This is a genomic window from Bacillus sp. NPDC094077, assembly GCF_050279465.1.
Taxonomy (GTDB): Bacteria; Bacillota; Bacilli; order Bacillales; family Bacillaceae_G; genus Bacillus_A.
Genome location: NZ_JBNNUF010000002.1, coordinates 40,056 through 57,634 on the forward strand (window position 1 = coordinate 40,056; position 17,579 = coordinate 57,634).

The window sequence follows — 17,579 nt, forward strand, 5'->3', positions numbered from 1 at the left end:
ATGTTTATTGGCCATGAAGAAGCCACATACTATACGAACGAAGAATTGACAAAACTATTACGAAAAATCATTTTGTAAATAAATAAAAAACCTCTGAAGCTTCTTTCAGAGGTTTTTTTCGTTTCTTAGTATGCTTCTAAAAACTCAGTAACTTGCTCTTCAGTTTTTGCGTTAGCGCTATGTAAGTGACCTAGCTTTTCGCCATTTTGATATACAAGTAAGCTTGGAATACCCATAACTTGATACTCTTCAGCAATACTTGGGAACTCATCTTTATTAATAGAATACCATTCAAACTTATTGAACTCTTCCATTACATCTCCGATGAAGTTGTCCATACGCACACAATCTGGGCACCATGTAGTAAAGAATTTAACAACTACTGGCTCCTCACTTGCGATGATGTCTTTGAATTCTTGTTCAGATTTGATTTCTTTCATGTTTTGTTTCTCCTTTTTCACTTTTAAGATTTAGAATAATTTAGGTGGTATTATTGCATGGAAATGAAAACTTCTAACAAGAGTTTTTCTTTCTAAATAATTCGTTTGTAAATTAATCCACCACAGTCTCTTGAGGTCACTGGAAAACATGTGCGTAGGTGTCCAGTGTGATACCTACTCTTCTATGTCCTAATCGTTAACTTACAATCTTCGGATACATACCCTGCTTTAACATGATTATTGCATAGGTATATTTTAGATCATGGAACCGAATAACAGGAACCTCACTTTTCTTTATAAGCTTTTTCTAGGGATGTGTCAAACTTCTGAATTGTAAGGGTTACCCTATCAAAAGTAAATATAATTAGCGTAACTGGGACCACGTAAGTGGATTTAGCCAATAGAAATCCTTGTAGGCGCTGCCGTTATCGGTTTAGCGTCTTACTTGTTGTTTTGGAAAAAAAGATAATAAGTTTTGGAATTTTCCGAAAAAAAGATTATTAATTTTTATATGGTATTATTTTCTTGTTATTGGTATTAAAAAGAAAATATATACAAATAAAGGGTTGGTTTGGATGAGGGATTCTGGTCGTAGAGAAACAAAGGCAATATTAAAGATATGGTTCATATATATACCACGTGCATTTGGAGAACTCATTTTTTCAAATATTAAAGCTTACTTTAAAAAATAAAAATTAAAATTTTGCATTAGAAAAACAATAAATCAATTAAAGAACACAAAAAAAATTTTAAAGTTCTTCGTAATCAAATGGTTAAAACCAAGGAAATAAAGTACTCTTTAATTGGCAAAAAAATATAGGGGATTCAAGTTTAAATCATTTAAAGTAGCGAATACGCTGCTTTTTTATTTTATCCCGCATTAACGGGCAGTAAGACTCCCACCTCAAAATCTGGCGAATGCGAGGGAGTTAGGTGGGAGATTAACTGTCCGTAAACGCCCGATTGGTTCAACTAATAATCAGTGGGGGATGAACAAAACCCCCACTGATTAAAGTTTCACTTTATAAAATAAATTAATTTGAATAGATGTTTTCCTCAAACATTTATTATAGTTAAGAATATGTATAAGGATATGAGTATGGAAACAGGTCTGATTTTTAAAATAGCGGAGGGAATTGATATGGACATAACTCAAAGTATGGCAAGAATAGTTGTTAATGGGAAAGACCTTCCGTTTATTTCAGTTAGAACTTCTGTATGGAATCATGGACCTGTAAATGATTTAATTGTTGTGGCAAAGCAGAGAGTGGAGCAGTTTTATCAATTTATGTGGTCGCAAGTGCCAGTTACGCTTGCAATGTATTTTCTTCAGGGAGCGGACTTGATGAGATTTGCTAGGATTACTGGAATAAATGAAAGTGTAACGGGAGAAGATATATATCATTTTTATTGGGGATAAAATGAATTTAAAGTAACCTAACAATTGCATTTTTATTTTGTAAAGGAATTACCGGGAGCTGGTGAATATGGATGACTAGGAGAATAATCTCAGATTGTGATATAGATGGTTTGTGACCGTTTTTGGAATTTTAAGAAATGTACGGGATTATAAAGGTGTGATCATGAAATGAGACGCATTTTTATCATGAATGATATCCGTAATATGTATATTTTAATTTACATTTACATGAAATACATAGAGGGGAGAGATTATGAAAAGGAAAATCGGTACAGCAGTCGTAGGTTTATCTGTTTTAGGGTTTGGAATTTTTGGTGTTACTGATGGAAATGACGGAGGGGTTGTTCAAATGTAGTTAAAAAAGAATACAGTATATTATTTCGATATTCATAAAAAATGTCTTATATTTAAAAATTGTTTTATTACTCATTTCGAATATAAATTACTCTTTTTATTTGGATTATATAAATTCTAATAAATCTGTTACTTGTGTTCAGCTATGTGTTTAAAGAGCTCAATAAAGAAAGAACAGAGAGACATGTTTAATGCCTCTCTGTTCTTTATATTATTCACAAATAGTTCCGGTTGCTATACCAGTTGGAGCAACACCTACTGGGACAGTAGCAATAACTGTATTGGTAGCAATATCAATAACGGAAACAGTATTGCTAGCTTGATTTGTAACATAGGCACGAGTGCCATCTGGTATGATGGTTACTTGATCAGGGGATAAAGAAACAGGAATTGTATCGATTACAGTATTTGTCGCCACGTTTATTACCGATACAGTATCGCTAACTTTATTTACAACATAAATATGGCTGCCATCTGGTGTAATAGCTATACCAACAGGTTCTGCGCCTACATTAATAGTATTAATAACTGTATCAGTACCAGTATCAATAACGGAAACAGTATTACTAGCTTGATTTGTGACGTAAGCACGAGTGCCATCTGGTGTAAAGACAATTATTCTAGGGCGGATGCCGACAGGGATAGTAGCGATAACTGTATTGGTAGCAGTATTAATAACTGAAATCGTATTACCTAATTCATTTGCAACATAAGCAAGAGTACCATTTGGGGTAAATGTGATTCCCTGTGGATTGATTCCAACAGGAATAGTAGCAGTAACTGTATTGGTAGCAGCATTAATGACAGAAACATCATTACTCGCGTGGTTTCCAACATAAACAGTTGTATTATCTGGAGAAACAGCTACACCAATTGGATTGATTCCAACAGGAATGGTAGCAACAACCGTGTTAGTTGCGGTATCAATAACAGAAACCGTATTAGAAAAAATGTTTGAAACATAAGCACGAGTACCGTTAGGCGATACTGCTACTTCAAGTGGAGCATTTCCTACAGTAATTGTAGCAACAACTGTATTTGTGCCAGAATTAATAACAGAAACTGTATCATTTGTTGGATCATCAATCGCTCCCGCATTTGTAGCATAAACAAGGAAATTACATGAAGGGATGACGGTAGGTCCGGTAGGTCCAGTTGGCCCAGTAGGTCCGGTAGGTCCAGTTGGGCACTCACATTCTCCAGATGGCCCAGTAGGTCCCGGTGGTCCTGGAATTCCTTGGACACCTTCAGGTCCCTGAATCCCTTGCACACCTTGAGGTCCGATTGGCCCTTCAGGTCCTTCAAGTCCTTGAATCCCTTGCACACCTTGAGGTCCAGTAGGTCCTTCAGGCCCTTCAGGCCCCTGAATCCCTTGCACACCCTGAGGTCCAGTAGGTCCAGGCGGTCCGGGAACTCCCATTCCTGTCCCTGAACCAGTAGGTCCAGGCGGTCCCTGTGGTCCTTGGATCCCTTGCACGCCTTGAGGTCCGGTTGGTCCTTCAGGTCCTTCAGGCCCTTGAATTCCTTGCACACCTTGAGGCCCTTGCGTTCCTTCAGGTCCCTCAGGCCCTTGAATCCCTTGCACACCTTGAGGCCCCTGTGGTCCTTTAGGTCCTTGAATCCCTTGTGGTCCCGTCGGCCCTGGAATTCCGGTTCCCGTTCCAGAAGGTCCAGTAGGTCCAGTAGGTCCTGTCGGTCCAATAGTCTTTAATAGTGAACTATTAAGGACTCCTTGTAAAATTAAATTGAATGTCTGTTGTAACAAAGGATCTGATATATTTGAACAACTAATAAGTGAAGACAAGCTTTGGAATAGAAATTGAAATAGTGCCGAGATCTGAGTAAGAGATGCAGTAGGTAAGGAATTGATTAATTGATTTATAGTTCGTATAACTAAATTTCTATTTGGAGTATTTGGTTGTACTGCTGTTAATAAATCAAGTAACGCCTGTAATGCGGATTGGAGTGATTGTATAGTTGTCGGATTTGGTGTTGTGAAGAAAGAAAGGATAGCTTGGTTTAATTGGTTTATAATTTGCAATAATTCTTGTTGCTGAGAGATTGAGAAAAAAACAGGTGTACAACAATTAGTTTGATTACAAGGGGAAACAGGAATAAAACAAGGAAGTTGGAATTTTTCACACGAATTTGTTGAGTTTGATTTTTGATTATATTTCATAGATACCTCCTTTTAAAAAATTTAATGTTAAGTACGTCTTGATAACTAATATTTGCTTCAAGATTTAAAGTGTTTTTGAGTATAAGTTTAATGTGAACTATTCAAGAATGTTTTTTCTTTTAAGTATATGTCAACAAAATGGAGATGTTCTTTTGGGCCATACAATCAATACTTGGTTATTAATGGGATACCGCAATTATAGGCAGTGGATTAGCTTTCAGCACTCACTGAAATAAAGAATCATAACATACTTTGTAATAACTTATATGGAAGTGAGTTGAAAATAATGTTTTATTCATGTTTTGATTTTCAAGCTGGCATGCGACCAGCGTATGGTACAGCGGCTATCACGTATGGCGGGGCACAAAGTACAGTTCAAGCTGTTCAACAAGCATTACAAATGCAACAACAAATGCAGCAAGGTATGCAACCGTATTATTCATCTATGGAGTATTTTTACCCGATGCATCATATTACACCGTACGGAAGTTCTTATTCAACAATTCCATATGGAACGGTATACAATTTATAAATTTAGAGGAATTAAATTGTATATAAATAAGGGTGCAAGCAAAGAGCGCCCTTATTAAAAATAATAATAAGCTCGTCCAAACTTTTCTAATCTCACTTACATAGCATATGGTAAAGAGGTACAACATAGGGTATGAAAGGTAAGGTTTCAAAGTTATTATCTGCAGTTTTGGGATCATTAGGTGCTATCTTGTTTTTAGTAATATTGCCTGTAATGTATTTGTTAGGGCTGCGACCTTCTACGGATAATAAAAAGAGTAATACAAAATAAATAATATAGTTGTGAAAGCCCTTTGGCAGTAATTTTGCTAGTTGTCTAATGAAATAGGAAAGACGTTTAAATTCATGAATACATAAAGGTCCGTATTATTACGGGCTTTTTTCTTTACTATATCGAAATTACATATAAAGAATTTTAAAATATGGTTGGTCCATTGGTGGATTTACAGACATAAAACAGTGAAATTGAATAAGTACACAAATCTAACAGAGGTCAGTTTAAACGAAAAAGAGCCTGATATGGATATCAAGCTCTTTTCTCAATGATAAAGAATAAGTCTTTTTATTACTCTTGCTTAACGTGAAAGATTTTAAAATTGCTATTTAATTGGAAGGATCGGAACTAAATGGATTTTATGAAACTATTCAGAAAGATAGGTTTTATGAGTGGATAATCTCCATACGATAATATATGCTCGTTTAATGAAAACGTGTAAAGAATCAATAAATTATCAATGGAATATCATTAAATGAGTAATTTTAGTTTATTAATGTAGTCGTTTCCTTTCTAAATTATCGAGGTTTTTAAGTTGTAAAAAATCGTGAACTACGTGGATTAACAACGGGATAATGACCGCACCTCAGTTTCATATTTCTTATAGTCTGGATATTGAGTGATAGTTTGGCATTTAGGGGTGAGAAGTTGATTAATTATAGAAACATTTGTAATTACTTTATCGCAAGGACCGAAAAATGTAACTTTTAACTTTGAATTTGGTGGAACTTTGAACACGATAGGTCTTTTGTTCATGAAATCAGCTCCTAATATTGAGTATTATATACTTCACTTTTTGATTCGGATGATTATAAAGACGTATAAATATAATATGAAATTTTAGTAAATTTGATTATTATATAGAATTTCATAATGAAAATGAAATTGTAGATCCAATTCCTTGTCCACTAGATGCATTTGAAATTGCACATTTATTTCTAGTAGCACTAGAAAATAATCCTTATTTTGAACAAGTTGTGGTACAGCCTCAGTTCCCTGGTGGAGTAAATATTGTCTTTCCGGTTTTTAAAGCGGAAGTGATTCAATTTTTTAACGACGATATTTCAAATCTATGTCAAACGTTTACAGGTGTTGCTGCAAATGTATTTCATGATGTAATGCAGGATGAGATTTGTGATATCCCAATTGTATTTTCCACAAGTTGCGTTATGAGCAGTGAAAATCCACAATTATAAAATACAGATTTAGCACCAAAGTTGTTTTATTAAACTGTAAAAAGACATTTTCATTAATAGAAAATGTCTTTTTTGTATGCATCAACGTTGTTTTGTCTAGTTAATTGCGGGTTAACAATTAGCAGGAGATGGAAAAAACTTTCCCTGATTCAATTTTTACTGAATCTTAAAAAAGCATGTAAAGGTACTATTTTTGATTTGAAAATATATTAGAAATGAGAGATTAATCATTTTAGTTAATATAGAATAGCCGTAAGAAACTCAGTAAATAAGATTTCGTACATATGTTTTTTAGTCATAAGAGGATTAATACTGAAAATTTAAAGTTAGTAATATAGAGAGCTCTTTTCTAATATCAGTACAAATGACCGATGTATTGACTGATATTATGAGACTACTTACAAATGAATATAAATTCAAATTTCGAATATATCAAGTATATACAATAAATGTAAAAATGATAGAAGGGTATTTAAAAGATTATATATTTTAAAAAGTAATAAAGATTCCCTTTATTTATATTATAGATAGCTAGTATTAGGCATATGAGGCTTACCCTAAAACTAGCTTTGAATATGATAATAAAAAAGGAGTTGAATTGTAATGGGTTATATTGTGGATATTTCAAAATGGAACGGAACTATTAATTGGGATAATGCAGCATCTCAGTTAGATTTAGTTATTGCTAGAGTTCAAGATGGCTCGAATTCGGTGGACTTTATGTATCAAAATTATGTAGATGAAATGAAGAAGCACGGTATTCCATTTGGTAATTATGCGTTTTGCCGTTTTATATCTACTGCTGATGCAAAGAAAGAGGCACAAGATTTTTGGAATCGTGGAGATAAATCTGCTAAGTTTTGGGTGGCGGATGTAGAAGTTCAAACGATGATAGATATGCAAGGCGGGACACAAGCCTTTATTGATGAGTTACGTCGTTTAGGTGCAAAAAAAGTAGGTTTATATGTAGGGCATCACACGTACGTATCATTTGGAGCACGTAATATTGAGGCTGATTTTGTTTGGATTCCTCGTTATGGAGGGAATAAGCCGGCATATCCATGTGATATTTGGCAATATACGGATTCAGGAAATGTTTCTGGTATTGGGAAATGTGATTTAAATCAATTAATAGGAAATAAGTCGCTTTCCTGGTTTATAGGTTCGAATCAAGCAAATCAATCTAACGTAGTGGATACACAACAATCAAGTGGTATTGGTATTGCAGTTTCAAAATATCTAGATGGATACGGCATAAACTTATATGAAAATCCTGCAAATCCTCAGTTTACAGGTAGAATCACTCGAAAAATCCCATATTTAATCTTAAAAGGTTATTGGGGCGGCGACGATAAAGATATGATTTGCTTAGGGAATGATAAACAGTGGGCATATTTAAAACATTTTGATGCGAAATGGTATTTTGCTTCTTCTAAATATCCTGTCGGGTATGGAGTGAATTATTACGGAGAGCCTGAATGTATTCATTATAAAGGAAATATAGATGGATCGAAATCTTTTCGTGTGTGGGGAAGATTAAAAAATGCGGTAGATATCGGACAAAGTAGTTGGATACCGGAAGAACATTTAAACATTAAGTAACTATATAGTTATATGTTTTTGAGGAATTCGTAAAAGTCTTCTCATTAATAAAAAGTGAGAAGACTTTTAATATTTGTAGATGAGAAATATGGTACATACTCGATTCAAATGAAATGAATTACATGTGGAAAACACATTGTTTTCACAATAACAGTGTATAGTTACCTTTACATAATGATAAAAGTGAGGTATATGAATTGAAAAAGAAAAAGCTATTTTTGGGAACAATTATTTCATGCGTAGTACTGGCATTATCGGCATGTGGTTCCTCAGACAACGTAGTAACATCAAAAGTAGGAAACGTTACAGAGAAAGAGTTAAGTAAAGAATTACGACAAAAATATGGAGAAAGCACTTTATATGAAATGGTGTTAAGTAAGGCGTTGCTAGATAAATATAAAGTTTCAGATGAGGAAGTAAAAAAGCAAGTAGAAGAAGCCAAAGATAAAGCGGGTGACGACTTTAAAGCAACTTTAGAACAAATGGGATTGAAAAACGAAGATGAATTAAAAGAAAAAATGAAGCAGAAAATTGCAGTTGAGAAAGCGATAAAAGCGACTGTCACAGAAAAAGATGTAAAAGATAACTATAAACCAGAAATGAAGGTAAGTCACATTTTAGTGAAAGATGAAAAAACCGCTAAAGAAGTAAAAGAGAAAGTAAATAATGGTGAAGATTTTGCGGCTTTAGCGAAGCAATACTCAGAAGATACTGGTTCAAAGGAACAAGGAGGAGAAATAGCCGGTTTTGCTCCTGGACAAACTGTGAAAGAATTTGAGGAAGCTGCGTATAAATTAAATGCGGGACAAGTAAGTGAGCCAGTTAAAACATCTTACGGTTACCATATTATTAAAGTGACCGATAAAAAAGAGTTGAAGCCATTTGACGAAGTGAAGGATAAGATTCGTAAAGATTTAGAACAACAAAGACTTCAAGATACGACAGGTAAATGGGGACAGCAAGTAGTCAATGATTTATTGAAAGATGCTGATATTAAAGTGAATGATAAAGAATTGAAAGAGACATTTAAATTTTTAGAAAAGAAGTAATACGCAAAGAGAAAAGCAGAGATTTAGCATTTTGCTAGATTTCTGTTTTTTGTGTTCATTAGAAAAAAGAGGTGACTTTTTCAGTAAATATAATTAAAACTAGAATGATTCGTATGTATAGAAAACATAGAAATAAATGAACGAATAAATAAAATGAAGTATTTACATCATCATATAAAGCTGCTGTGTTAAAAATTCTGAAGGGCTGATTAAAGTTTCACTATATTCAAGGTAACTGAAACAACATGTAAATAGATTACTTGGAAAAAGTTGTACACACTAATTAGAAAAGGGAACTCATATAGAGTTCCCTTTTCTAATTAGTGTGTGAGTTATAAATAGATAGTAAGACAATATAATATTACATTTTAATATTAAGAATTACAATGGAAAATTATGGTTAAATGAAATAGGAAATAATATTCGTTTTAAAAAATGTTGATATAATAATGTTTTTGTTATTTTATTTTGTTAAATATAAATTAAGTATATTTATTTTTTATAGTGGATAAACATAATTTGAAGAATAATACATATAATATTTTTGAATAAATAGTAGCGTTATAGGAAGTGAAAAGTTGAGCATTCTATTAAAAAGGATGTTCTTTTTGTTGTGAATATTTTTAAATGTATTTACTAGATAAATAAATGAAATTGGGGGAGAATATATGAAAGTGATCTTTCAAAGAGAAGGCGGAGGGAAAATTTTTGAATCGTATGATGAAAATGTAAGTGATTTATTAGCTATATTAAAAGAAACGAACGGGATTAAAATTGGGATGGTTGAGTATGAAGTGTTAAAATACGAAATAGAGTATTTTCGTCATCCAAAAAAAGGAGAAACAGAGAGGGAGCTACATATAATAATACATCCTAAATATATTTAATGAATAGTAGTAGTATAAATCTATTATGATAACAAATGATTATTTGGTATTGTTCATTGTAATACAATATGTACGAAAAGAGAGTGTTAAAATCGCTCTCTTTTCATAGAAAATTTATAAGGAATAAATTGAGTTACATTATGAATTTCTTAAGTTTTGTGAGTTCATTCATTATAATGAATGATTTCGTTTAAGAATGGTTAATGCAAAAAAATGAAAACTTTGTAATTTAGGCAGGGATTTTATATTTAACTAAACATATATATTACATTGTAGTTTGTTGACGAATAATAAATGAAATTTTCATTCCAGAAAGAACGATAATCAGGACAGAAAACTAAACTTGAAAATATAAATCATTAGAAAAAAACGATTTCGCTTTATGTGAAGTCGTTTTTTAGTTGTTTTATGTATTTTTTATGTGTATGGGGTTAAAAGTTTGTTTAAAGAGGAAGCAATGTCTATAAATAAAATTCAATGAGTAAAATTACATTTTGTTAAAAAAATAAGTATGCCCCTTCTCAAAAGAACATAAGTTCTTGTATAATTAGAACGAGTGTTCTTGCAAGTGTGCTCGTTCTAATTTAAAAATAAATAAGAGCGTAGAAATTATTAATAAATAACTTTGGAACAGTTTATAGCATAAAGAATGGATAAATGATCAAGGAGATAAAGAAATGAATCATGTAAAGAGGCAGAAAGAAGAAAGAGAGTGGGTTCCATTTACAGTAATGTCGGAACAATTGTTAAGCATGAGAAAGGTTATTGGTGAGAAATTAAAAGTGCAAAGGCCGATAGTAACAAATGAAGCAAAAGGAAGAATTTCTGATAAATTGCTAACGGCATTATTGTCTGAGCAAGAAGTATTGGTGACATATTTTGAAGATGGCTACTTACTTACAAGTTATATGACAGTCGTTCATATAAACCCGGTAAGCCAGAATATAATGTTTACAGACGCATTTTATAAAACTCATGTATTGAATTTTATAGATATAATTGAAATAACGTAATAGAAGCTGAACTTTAATATTCAGCTTCTATTATTTATGATGGACGGAAGAAAAAATGCGAAATAGCAGCTAGCTTCATGCTAACTGCTAAGCCCCAGGGAAAGGGAGAAAAAGATAGGGTACTCCAATATTCAATAATAGCTGTGAAACAGCCTGATTATAGTATAGACAAATTTAAAATTCCTATACAGAAAGATGAAAAAATAGGACTAGGCTGTACCCACTTGATTTTGATCTGCAAGGTCCGAATCAAACGTATTAGTCGCACTAACACCGTTAAAAGTATTAACAACAAAACCAACGTTTGATGCGCCAGATCCATTGTAAGCTTTCGTATTTTCTTTCGGAGAAACGTTGTAGAAATCACCTAAATTAAATGAACCATTACTATTTTGTACAACTAAATTTCCTACAACTGAAGGCATGATTTTCACCTGCTTTATAATTGTTAACATTACTATATGGGGTTAAAGTCCAAAGGGTTCATGTAACAAAAATTGTGGAATAGTAAAACGTTTGAAGCATAGCTATCGATAAAAGTGTGTTAAAATTAATGTGAAGTTGAGTAATTAAAAAGAAATGATTTGTATAATTAATATATACGAAAATAAAGGAGGCAAAATGTTATGAATAATGTTATAAAAAAAGTAGATTTAACAGATGCAAAATCAAGTAATCTTGTTGCGCTTATTTATAGCAATGAAGTTATATTGGTTGAAGACGCATTTTGTCCAAATGAAATCAAATTAAAGTTTAATGAAATTGCAATTTTATCGGCAATTAAAACAGCCCATATTGCGAAAGTGCACATCAGGAAAGAACTTGAAGCGCTTTTTCATGATACTGGTGTTTTACTGGTGAAACAAAATGTTGATTATGGAAGTAGTCAATCTATCACCATGCATTTTGAGCAATTCAAAAAATTACAATATGAGATTGAGTATTTAAATAAAAGTATGTAATAAGGCTAGATGAAGATTCTTTCATAAAGGTGGACTGTGTTATGTTGAAAAAGTGGCTTGAAAATTATTTAGATGAATCGCACTGTAAACATAAATATAGTTTTATTAAGATGCAGGATAATGAGGATTTTAAAACAGGTAAATTAGGTGTAGCTTATATTTATCGGTGTGAGAAATGCGGAAAAGAGAAGCTGAAATTTAAAAGTAATAATGAAATAAACAATGAATTTTTAGATATATAAACAGGAGTAACCATTATGGTTACTCTTTTTGTTTATGTATGCAATATCAAAAATACTTCTGAAGTATGAAGTGAGTTGATACTTTAGTAAATAGCTGAATGAAAGTGAAGAGAGTAAAATATAGAAAAGGGGGATAAGAGAAATGAAGCGAAACGACATTGGAAAACTTGTAATTATTACAGGAGTGACGCAAGGATTAGGACGTGCAATGGTTGATCGGTTTCATGAATTGGGATGGAACATATGTGGCTGTGGACGCTCAAAAGATAAAATTGAAGAACTAAAAGAACATTATGGTAATACACATGATTTTCAAATAATTGATGTTTCAGATTCGCAGCAAGTTAGTAGTTGGGCAACGTATATACTTAATAGATATAGAGCTCCCGACTTGTTAATAAATAATGCATCAATTGTGAATCAAAATGCACCAATTTGGAAAGTTACCGCTAGGGAATTTGAAAATGTAATGAATGTAAACGTGAATGGTGTAGTAAATGTAATAAGAGCATTTGTCCCAGCAATGGTAGTTAAGAAAGAAGGAATTATTATTAATATGAGTTCTAGTTGGGGGCGAGAAGGTGAAGCTGAGCTTGCACCATACTGCGCCTCGAAATTTGCAATTGAAGGTATTACGAAATCTATGGCATTGGAATTGCCCCATGGCATGGCCGTTGTTGCTTTAGATCCGGGCGGAAGTATTAGCACCCCAATGCTTAATTCATGTGCACCACAGTATGTAAATGAATCACCTACACCTGAAATATGGTCACATAAAGCAATTCAATATATATTGAATATAACAATAGATAAAAATGGAGATTCATTGACATGCCCTGCAAGTATTTAAAAATAAGTATATATTGAATGATATAAATGGTTTTTACTGATTATATTTTCATTGAGAAAAGTGTTGTTAAAAAAGAGTACCGTAAAGGTGCTTTTTTGTATTATTAGCACATTATATAATGCACAAAAATACATATGGAAAATAAAATAGGAGATTAAGGATGACATTTGTTTGAGAATCATTAGAAAATATTTAAATAGGTGATAAAAATGAATCCAAGCGGTTTAAAAGTGACAGGAGCATGGTTTCAAGTAGGAGGAAATCTTACAGCTGCTATTGGAACGACAAGAGGATTTATTGGGGAAGAGAAAATTGAATCGGACCTTGTTATTGTAGGAAGTTCATTACAAGCCCTCGGGTATATTTTACAAATTATAGCGAGTAATTATACCGAAGATGAAGACGAAAGAGGAAATCAAAATATATGTTTGGAGAATGAAAGTAAAACACTTGATAAAATAGGGATTGAATTATTAGCATTAGGGAATATATCAAATGTAATAGGAACGTATTTTAATAAAAAGGAACAATTAAAAGAGAATGATTATCTTATAATTGTCGGGAACAGTTTACAATCAATTGGTGCTTTTTTAGGAGTAGAAGCAGCTTTGATCGAGATAAATGCATTACAGAGAATCATTATACTAGGCAATTCTATGCAAAGTTTAGGAGCCGGACTACAAGCGTATCAAGGTGTTTCAAATTTATTAAAGGATGAAATAGAAAATGAAGATAGTATTCCTGATAAGAAGAATGAGAGGATAATTGCACTCATTGGTATTTGGATACAAGCAATAGGAACGGGAATTTCTGCAATTGGATTAACTGCAATAGAGAAAGAAAAGAGTTTAGAAAACAATAAAAATGTTGAAATGCTCATTTAAAGAGAGGATATAAAATTTAATAGGAAGGGCGAGATTGACGTAGTAGGTTTTTTTGCATTTGGATGGAATATATAATATAGAAGAAATGTTATAATTGCTTAATTGAAATTTGTGTAACTCCAAAATCATAGGGTTTGCTTGCATATGAAAAGAAGTGATATACAAAATAAAAAACAAGGAGTTTTCAAGAGATGATGTACTTATTAGCAATTCTTCTTCCACCTGTAGCTGTATTATTTTGCGGAAAGCCATTTCAAGCAATAATTAATTTCATACTAACTTTAATATTTTGGATTCCAGGCGCCATACACGCGATTTTAGTCGTACATGATAAAAAGGCTGATCGGCGATTGAAAAAACAAATTCAAGCATATGATGAAATTAATAAGAGGAATAGAAGATAATTCGTTTGAGAAATATTTTTAAAAGAAAGGGGGATTAACCTCCTTTCTTTTCATTTGGTGCTTAAGATTAAATTTTAGTGTAGCGGAAAGAATTTTTAATGTAAGTTTTATGGTAGTAGCTTTTAGATTGTGCACTTAATAAGCCAGTGTAAATACTTTCAGGTACATTAAAGAAATCATACATACCATTCTTTAATTGGATTCGTAATATCATAGAAAAGGGATTATAACCAACAGCAATTAAATTTTTGGATATAACAGGAGATAATTTCATTAGCATACAACTCCTTAATTTTATGAATAAATTCCTGTGGAAATGATGATTAGGTTGTTGAGATATTAATATGTAAAGCAGCAGTTATACGGATAGCCAATATATTAAATCTTTGTTATACCTATTTATAAAGAAGTTCACACGAAGTTCATATCGATATGCTATTTTTATCTCACCTTTGATTTAATTAATAAGAAAATATTGACCATTTGAAAAAAAGGTATATTATTTATACGAGGTATTAAAATTTTATCTCTTCTATTCTATGCGTAGTGGGGCAGCTTTATTAGAAGGAATAGAGATAAAAAATAATTTGTTCAAGAGTTATTCTAAAATGTATAATCTGTGAATTAGGAAAATATTGAATGCTTCCGATGAACACTCTTTCTAAATATAAAGATATTTGGGAAGGGGCCTCAATATTTTTAGTAAATCAACGGGAGAATTGAAAGGCAGGAGAAAGTAACATGTCAGAAAATTATCGTTCTCGAGAGGAGCGACGACAAGTTAAAAAGAAAAATCAGCCAGCTTCTAAAAAACAAAAACCAAAAGGTAAAACATCATTTTTTCGTAAGTTTTTAATTAGTTGTTTATTACTTGGTATTGTAGGTTTAGTGGCGGGGGTTGCTACCTTTTTCGTAATGATTAAGGACGCACCGAAACTTGAAAAAGCAAAACTTGTTAATCCGTTATCCTCAAAAATTTATGATATAAAAGGGAATTTGATATATGAATACGGAAAAGAAAAGCGAACAAATGTTACGTATGATCAAATTCCAAAATTAGTAGAAAATGCCTTTTTAGCTACGGAAGATGCACGTTTTTATGAGCATAGTGGTGTGGATTTTAAAGGTACTGCTCGTGCAGTTTTAGTTAGTCTTAAAGGAGATTACGGTTCGCAAGGTGGAAGTACAATAACGCAGCAAGTTATTAAAAACTACTTCTTATCAATGGATAAAACACCAAAGCGTAAGGCGCAAGAAGTGTATTTAGCTTATAAGCTAGAACAGCAGTATTCAAAACATGAAATATTAGAGATGTACTTAAACAAAATTAATTTAGGAAACCGTTCATACGGAATCGCAACAGCAGCAAAAAACTACTATAATAAAGAATTAAAAGATTTAACATTACCAGAGGTTGCGATGCTTGCAGGTTTACCGAAAGCACCAAATAATTACGATCCAACGAAACCGCAAAATGTTCAAAAGGCGACAGAAAGAAGAAATGTTGTACTAGGGTTAATGAATCGACATGGTTATATTACAAAAAAAGAGATGGAAGAAGCATCAAAAGTTCCAGTAACAGAGGGGCTTCAGGAAGCAACTGAACAACAAACAATGCCACATCCTGCATTTATGGATGCGGTTGTGAAGGAAGTAGAAAAAGAAATACCAGATGTTAATATTGGTTCCGACGGTTTAGAAATTTATACAACAATGGATAAAAAAGCACAAGAATTAGCCGATAATATTTTAAGTACAAATATTATTGATTATCCAAATGATAAATTCCAAGGGGCTTTCACATTTATGGATACGAAAACAGGTGAAGTACGTGCTATAGGTAGTGGGCGTGGTGAAAATAAGGCTGTATTTAAAGGTCATAATATGGCAACTGAATTAGATCGCTCAGCGGGTTCAACAATGAAACCAATCTTTGATTACGCTCCTGCAATCGAATATTTAAAATGGTCTACTTATCATCAAGTCGATGACTCGCCATTTAAGTATTCTGGTGGTCAAGAAGTTAGAAACTCAGATAGAAATTATTTAGGGCAAATTACAATGCGTGACGCATTAAAATTATCACGTAATGTTCCAGCAATCAAAACTGCAAAAGAAGTAGGAATTAATAAATCAAAAGCTTTCTCTGAAAAGTTAGGTATTACATTTAATGTAGCACCAACAGAATCAACAGCGATTGGTACAAATGAAGTATCGCCAACTGAAATGGCAGGTGCGTATGCTGCATTTGGTAATGACGGTAAATATACGAAGCCGCATTTTGTTAAAAAAGTAGTTTATCCAGATGGTAAATCAAAAAGTTTTGAGCAAAAGTCAAAACGAGTGATGGAAGATTATACAGCTTATATGATTACAGATATGCTTCGTTCCGTCGTAACATCTGGTACTGGTACAGCTGCTAATATAAGTTCTTTAGATGTAGCTGGTAAAACAGGAACAACGAACTATTCTTCGGAAAAAGCAGCGCAGTATAAATTACCAGACAGTGCGACTCGTGATAGCTGGTTTGCAGGATATACACCGCAGTATACGATGGCAGTATGGACTGGTTATATGAAAGATAGTAAAGACGATTATATTAGTAGTAAAAATACGAAAATTGCACAGTTGATCTTTAAAGAAATGATGAGCGAGATGGCTACTGATAAATCACAATTTAAGATGCCAAGTAGTGTTATTAAAGAAGGTAATGAGTTACGTATAAAAGGTGAAAAACGTGATTCTTCACCAAATACGAGCGTACCGGATACAACGGAACAACCAAAACAAGATCAGCAGCAAAAAACTGAAGAAGAGAAAAAGCAAGAAGAACTTAAGAAACTAGAAGATCAAAAGAAACTAGAAGACCAGAAGAAACTAGAAGATCAAAAGAAATTAGAAGATCAGAAGAAATTAGAAGATCAGAAGAAACTAGAAGATCAAAAGAAAATAGAAGATCAAAAGAAACAGAATGAACAAAACAACGGAAATGGTCAAGGAAACACAACTCCGCCGAATAACGGAGGAGGCCAAGGAAATACCACTCCGCCGAATAACGGGGGAGGTCAAGGGAATACCACTCCGCCGAATAATGGAGGAGGTCAAGGAAACACAACTCCGCCGAATAACGGGGGAGGTCAAGGGAATACCACTCCGCCGAATAATGGGGGAGGTCAAGGAAATACCACTCCACCAGCGACTACACCACCAAATAATGGCGGGAATGCAGGAGAGGCTCCTGCTAATAATGGATAATAATAAAAGGTAATTAAAAAAGCACTTAAGATTTGTA

17 protein-coding genes and 2 pseudogenes are annotated in these 17,579 nt (G+C 32.9%); 13 read left to right on the forward strand and 6 right to left on the reverse strand.

All coding sequences use genetic code 11. The features are described 5' to 3' along the window. Positions 1–125: 125 nt before the first annotated feature. A complete protein-coding gene (locus ACQKNR_RS05150; protein ID WP_000658777.1) occupies positions 126–440 on the reverse strand; it encodes a thioredoxin family protein in 315 nt (104 codons plus the stop codon). A 112-nt stretch (positions 441–552) separates the two neighbouring features. Beyond that, positions 553–780 (reverse strand): annotated as a pseudogene (locus ACQKNR_RS05155) (tyrosine-type recombinase/integrase); the annotation flags it as partial. A 753-nt stretch (positions 781–1,533) separates the two neighbouring features. Here ACQKNR_RS05155 and ACQKNR_RS05160 point away from each other — a divergent pair. After that, positions 1,534–1,860: a hypothetical protein gene (locus tag ACQKNR_RS05160; RefSeq protein WP_427315878.1), complete on the forward strand. Its 327-nt coding sequence runs from the start codon at positions 1,534–1,536 to the stop codon at positions 1,858–1,860. Between the two features lie 565 nt (positions 1,861–2,425). On the opposite strand, the gene ACQKNR_RS05165 is transcribed toward ACQKNR_RS05160, so the two are convergent. Then, positions 2,426–4,393, reverse strand: coding sequence for a beta-propeller fold lactonase family protein (locus ACQKNR_RS05165; protein ID WP_427315880.1), 1,968 nt, complete (start codon positions 4,391–4,393; stop codon positions 2,426–2,428). Between the two features lie 286 nt (positions 4,394–4,679). Between ACQKNR_RS05165 and ACQKNR_RS05170 the strand changes: the two genes are divergently transcribed. Next, complete coding sequence (locus tag ACQKNR_RS05170) at positions 4,680–4,925, forward strand: DUF3947 family protein (RefSeq protein ID WP_193414494.1); 246 nt, start codon at positions 4,680–4,682, stop codon at positions 4,923–4,925. Between the two features lie 834 nt (positions 4,926–5,759). Here ACQKNR_RS05170 and ACQKNR_RS05175 read toward each other — a convergent pair. Beyond that, positions 5,760–5,954 carry a hypothetical protein gene (locus ACQKNR_RS05175; RefSeq protein WP_427315882.1) on the reverse strand — a complete coding sequence of 65 codons (195 nt, stop codon included), beginning with the start codon at positions 5,952–5,954 and terminating at the stop codon, positions 5,760–5,762. Between the two features lie 113 nt (positions 5,955–6,067). Here ACQKNR_RS05175 and ACQKNR_RS05180 point away from each other — a divergent pair. From ACQKNR_RS05180 to ACQKNR_RS05200, 5 genes and pseudogenes are all read left to right on the forward strand, one after another. Further along, a pseudogene (locus ACQKNR_RS05180) lies at positions 6,068–6,394 on the forward strand (hypothetical protein); the annotation flags it as partial. A gap of 603 nt (positions 6,395–6,997) precedes the next feature. Next, complete coding sequence (locus tag ACQKNR_RS05185) at positions 6,998–7,996, forward strand: glycoside hydrolase family 25 protein (protein ID WP_427315884.1); 999 nt, start codon at positions 6,998–7,000, stop codon at positions 7,994–7,996. A gap of 197 nt (positions 7,997–8,193) precedes the next feature. After that, positions 8,194–9,045: a peptidylprolyl isomerase PrsA gene (locus tag ACQKNR_RS05190; protein ID WP_427315886.1), complete on the forward strand. Its 852-nt coding sequence runs from the start codon at positions 8,194–8,196 to the stop codon at positions 9,043–9,045. A 668-nt stretch (positions 9,046–9,713) separates the two neighbouring features. Beyond that, a complete protein-coding gene (locus ACQKNR_RS05195) occupies positions 9,714–9,932 on the forward strand; it encodes a hypothetical protein (RefSeq protein WP_427315888.1) in 219 nt (72 codons plus the stop codon). Between the two features lie 677 nt (positions 9,933–10,609). Next, positions 10,610–10,945 (forward strand): YolD-like family protein, encoded by a 336-nt coding sequence (locus ACQKNR_RS05200; protein WP_427315890.1) that lies wholly within the window; start codon positions 10,610–10,612, stop codon positions 10,943–10,945. A 209-nt stretch (positions 10,946–11,154) separates the two neighbouring features. Here ACQKNR_RS05200 and gerPF read toward each other — a convergent pair whose 3' ends face one another. Beyond that, positions 11,155–11,370: a spore germination protein GerPF gene (gene gerPF / locus ACQKNR_RS05205; RefSeq protein WP_001141565.1), complete on the reverse strand. Its 216-nt coding sequence runs from the start codon at positions 11,368–11,370 to the stop codon at positions 11,155–11,157. Positions 11,371–11,571: 201 nt separating this feature from the next. Between gerPF and ACQKNR_RS05210 the strand changes: the two genes are divergently transcribed. From ACQKNR_RS05210 to ACQKNR_RS05230, 5 genes are all read left to right on the forward strand, one after another. Further along, positions 11,572–11,907 (forward strand): hypothetical protein, encoded by a 336-nt coding sequence (locus ACQKNR_RS05210; protein WP_427315892.1) that lies wholly within the window; start codon positions 11,572–11,574, stop codon positions 11,905–11,907. A gap of 41 nt (positions 11,908–11,948) precedes the next feature. After that, positions 11,949–12,149, forward strand: a complete 201-nt coding sequence (locus tag ACQKNR_RS05215; protein ID WP_427315894.1) for a hypothetical protein — start codon at positions 11,949–11,951, stop codon at positions 12,147–12,149. 142 nt (positions 12,150–12,291) lie between these two features. Then, positions 12,292–12,999 carry an SDR family oxidoreductase gene (locus ACQKNR_RS05220; RefSeq protein ID WP_427315896.1) on the forward strand — a complete coding sequence of 236 codons (708 nt, stop codon included), beginning with the start codon at positions 12,292–12,294 and terminating at the stop codon, positions 12,997–12,999. A 209-nt stretch (positions 13,000–13,208) separates the two neighbouring features. Then, positions 13,209–13,883, forward strand: coding sequence for a DUF6944 family repetitive protein (locus ACQKNR_RS05225; protein WP_427315898.1), 675 nt, complete (start codon positions 13,209–13,211; stop codon positions 13,881–13,883). A gap of 191 nt (positions 13,884–14,074) precedes the next feature. Next, complete coding sequence (locus ACQKNR_RS05230) at positions 14,075–14,287, forward strand: YqaE/Pmp3 family membrane protein (protein ID WP_427315900.1); 213 nt, start codon at positions 14,075–14,077, stop codon at positions 14,285–14,287. A gap of 67 nt (positions 14,288–14,354) precedes the next feature. Here ACQKNR_RS05230 and ACQKNR_RS05235 read toward each other — a convergent pair whose 3' ends face one another. Next, entirely contained in the window at positions 14,355–14,561 is a 207-nt protein-coding gene (locus ACQKNR_RS05235) for a KTSC domain-containing protein (RefSeq protein ID WP_427315902.1), read from the reverse strand. Positions 14,562–15,028: 467 nt separating this feature from the next. Between ACQKNR_RS05235 and ACQKNR_RS05240 the strand changes: the two genes are divergently transcribed. Continuing rightward, positions 15,029–17,542 carry a PBP1A family penicillin-binding protein gene (locus tag ACQKNR_RS05240; RefSeq protein ID WP_427315904.1) on the forward strand — a complete coding sequence of 838 codons (2,514 nt, stop codon included), beginning with the start codon at positions 15,029–15,031 and terminating at the stop codon, positions 17,540–17,542. Positions 17,543–17,579: the final 37 nt, after the last annotated feature.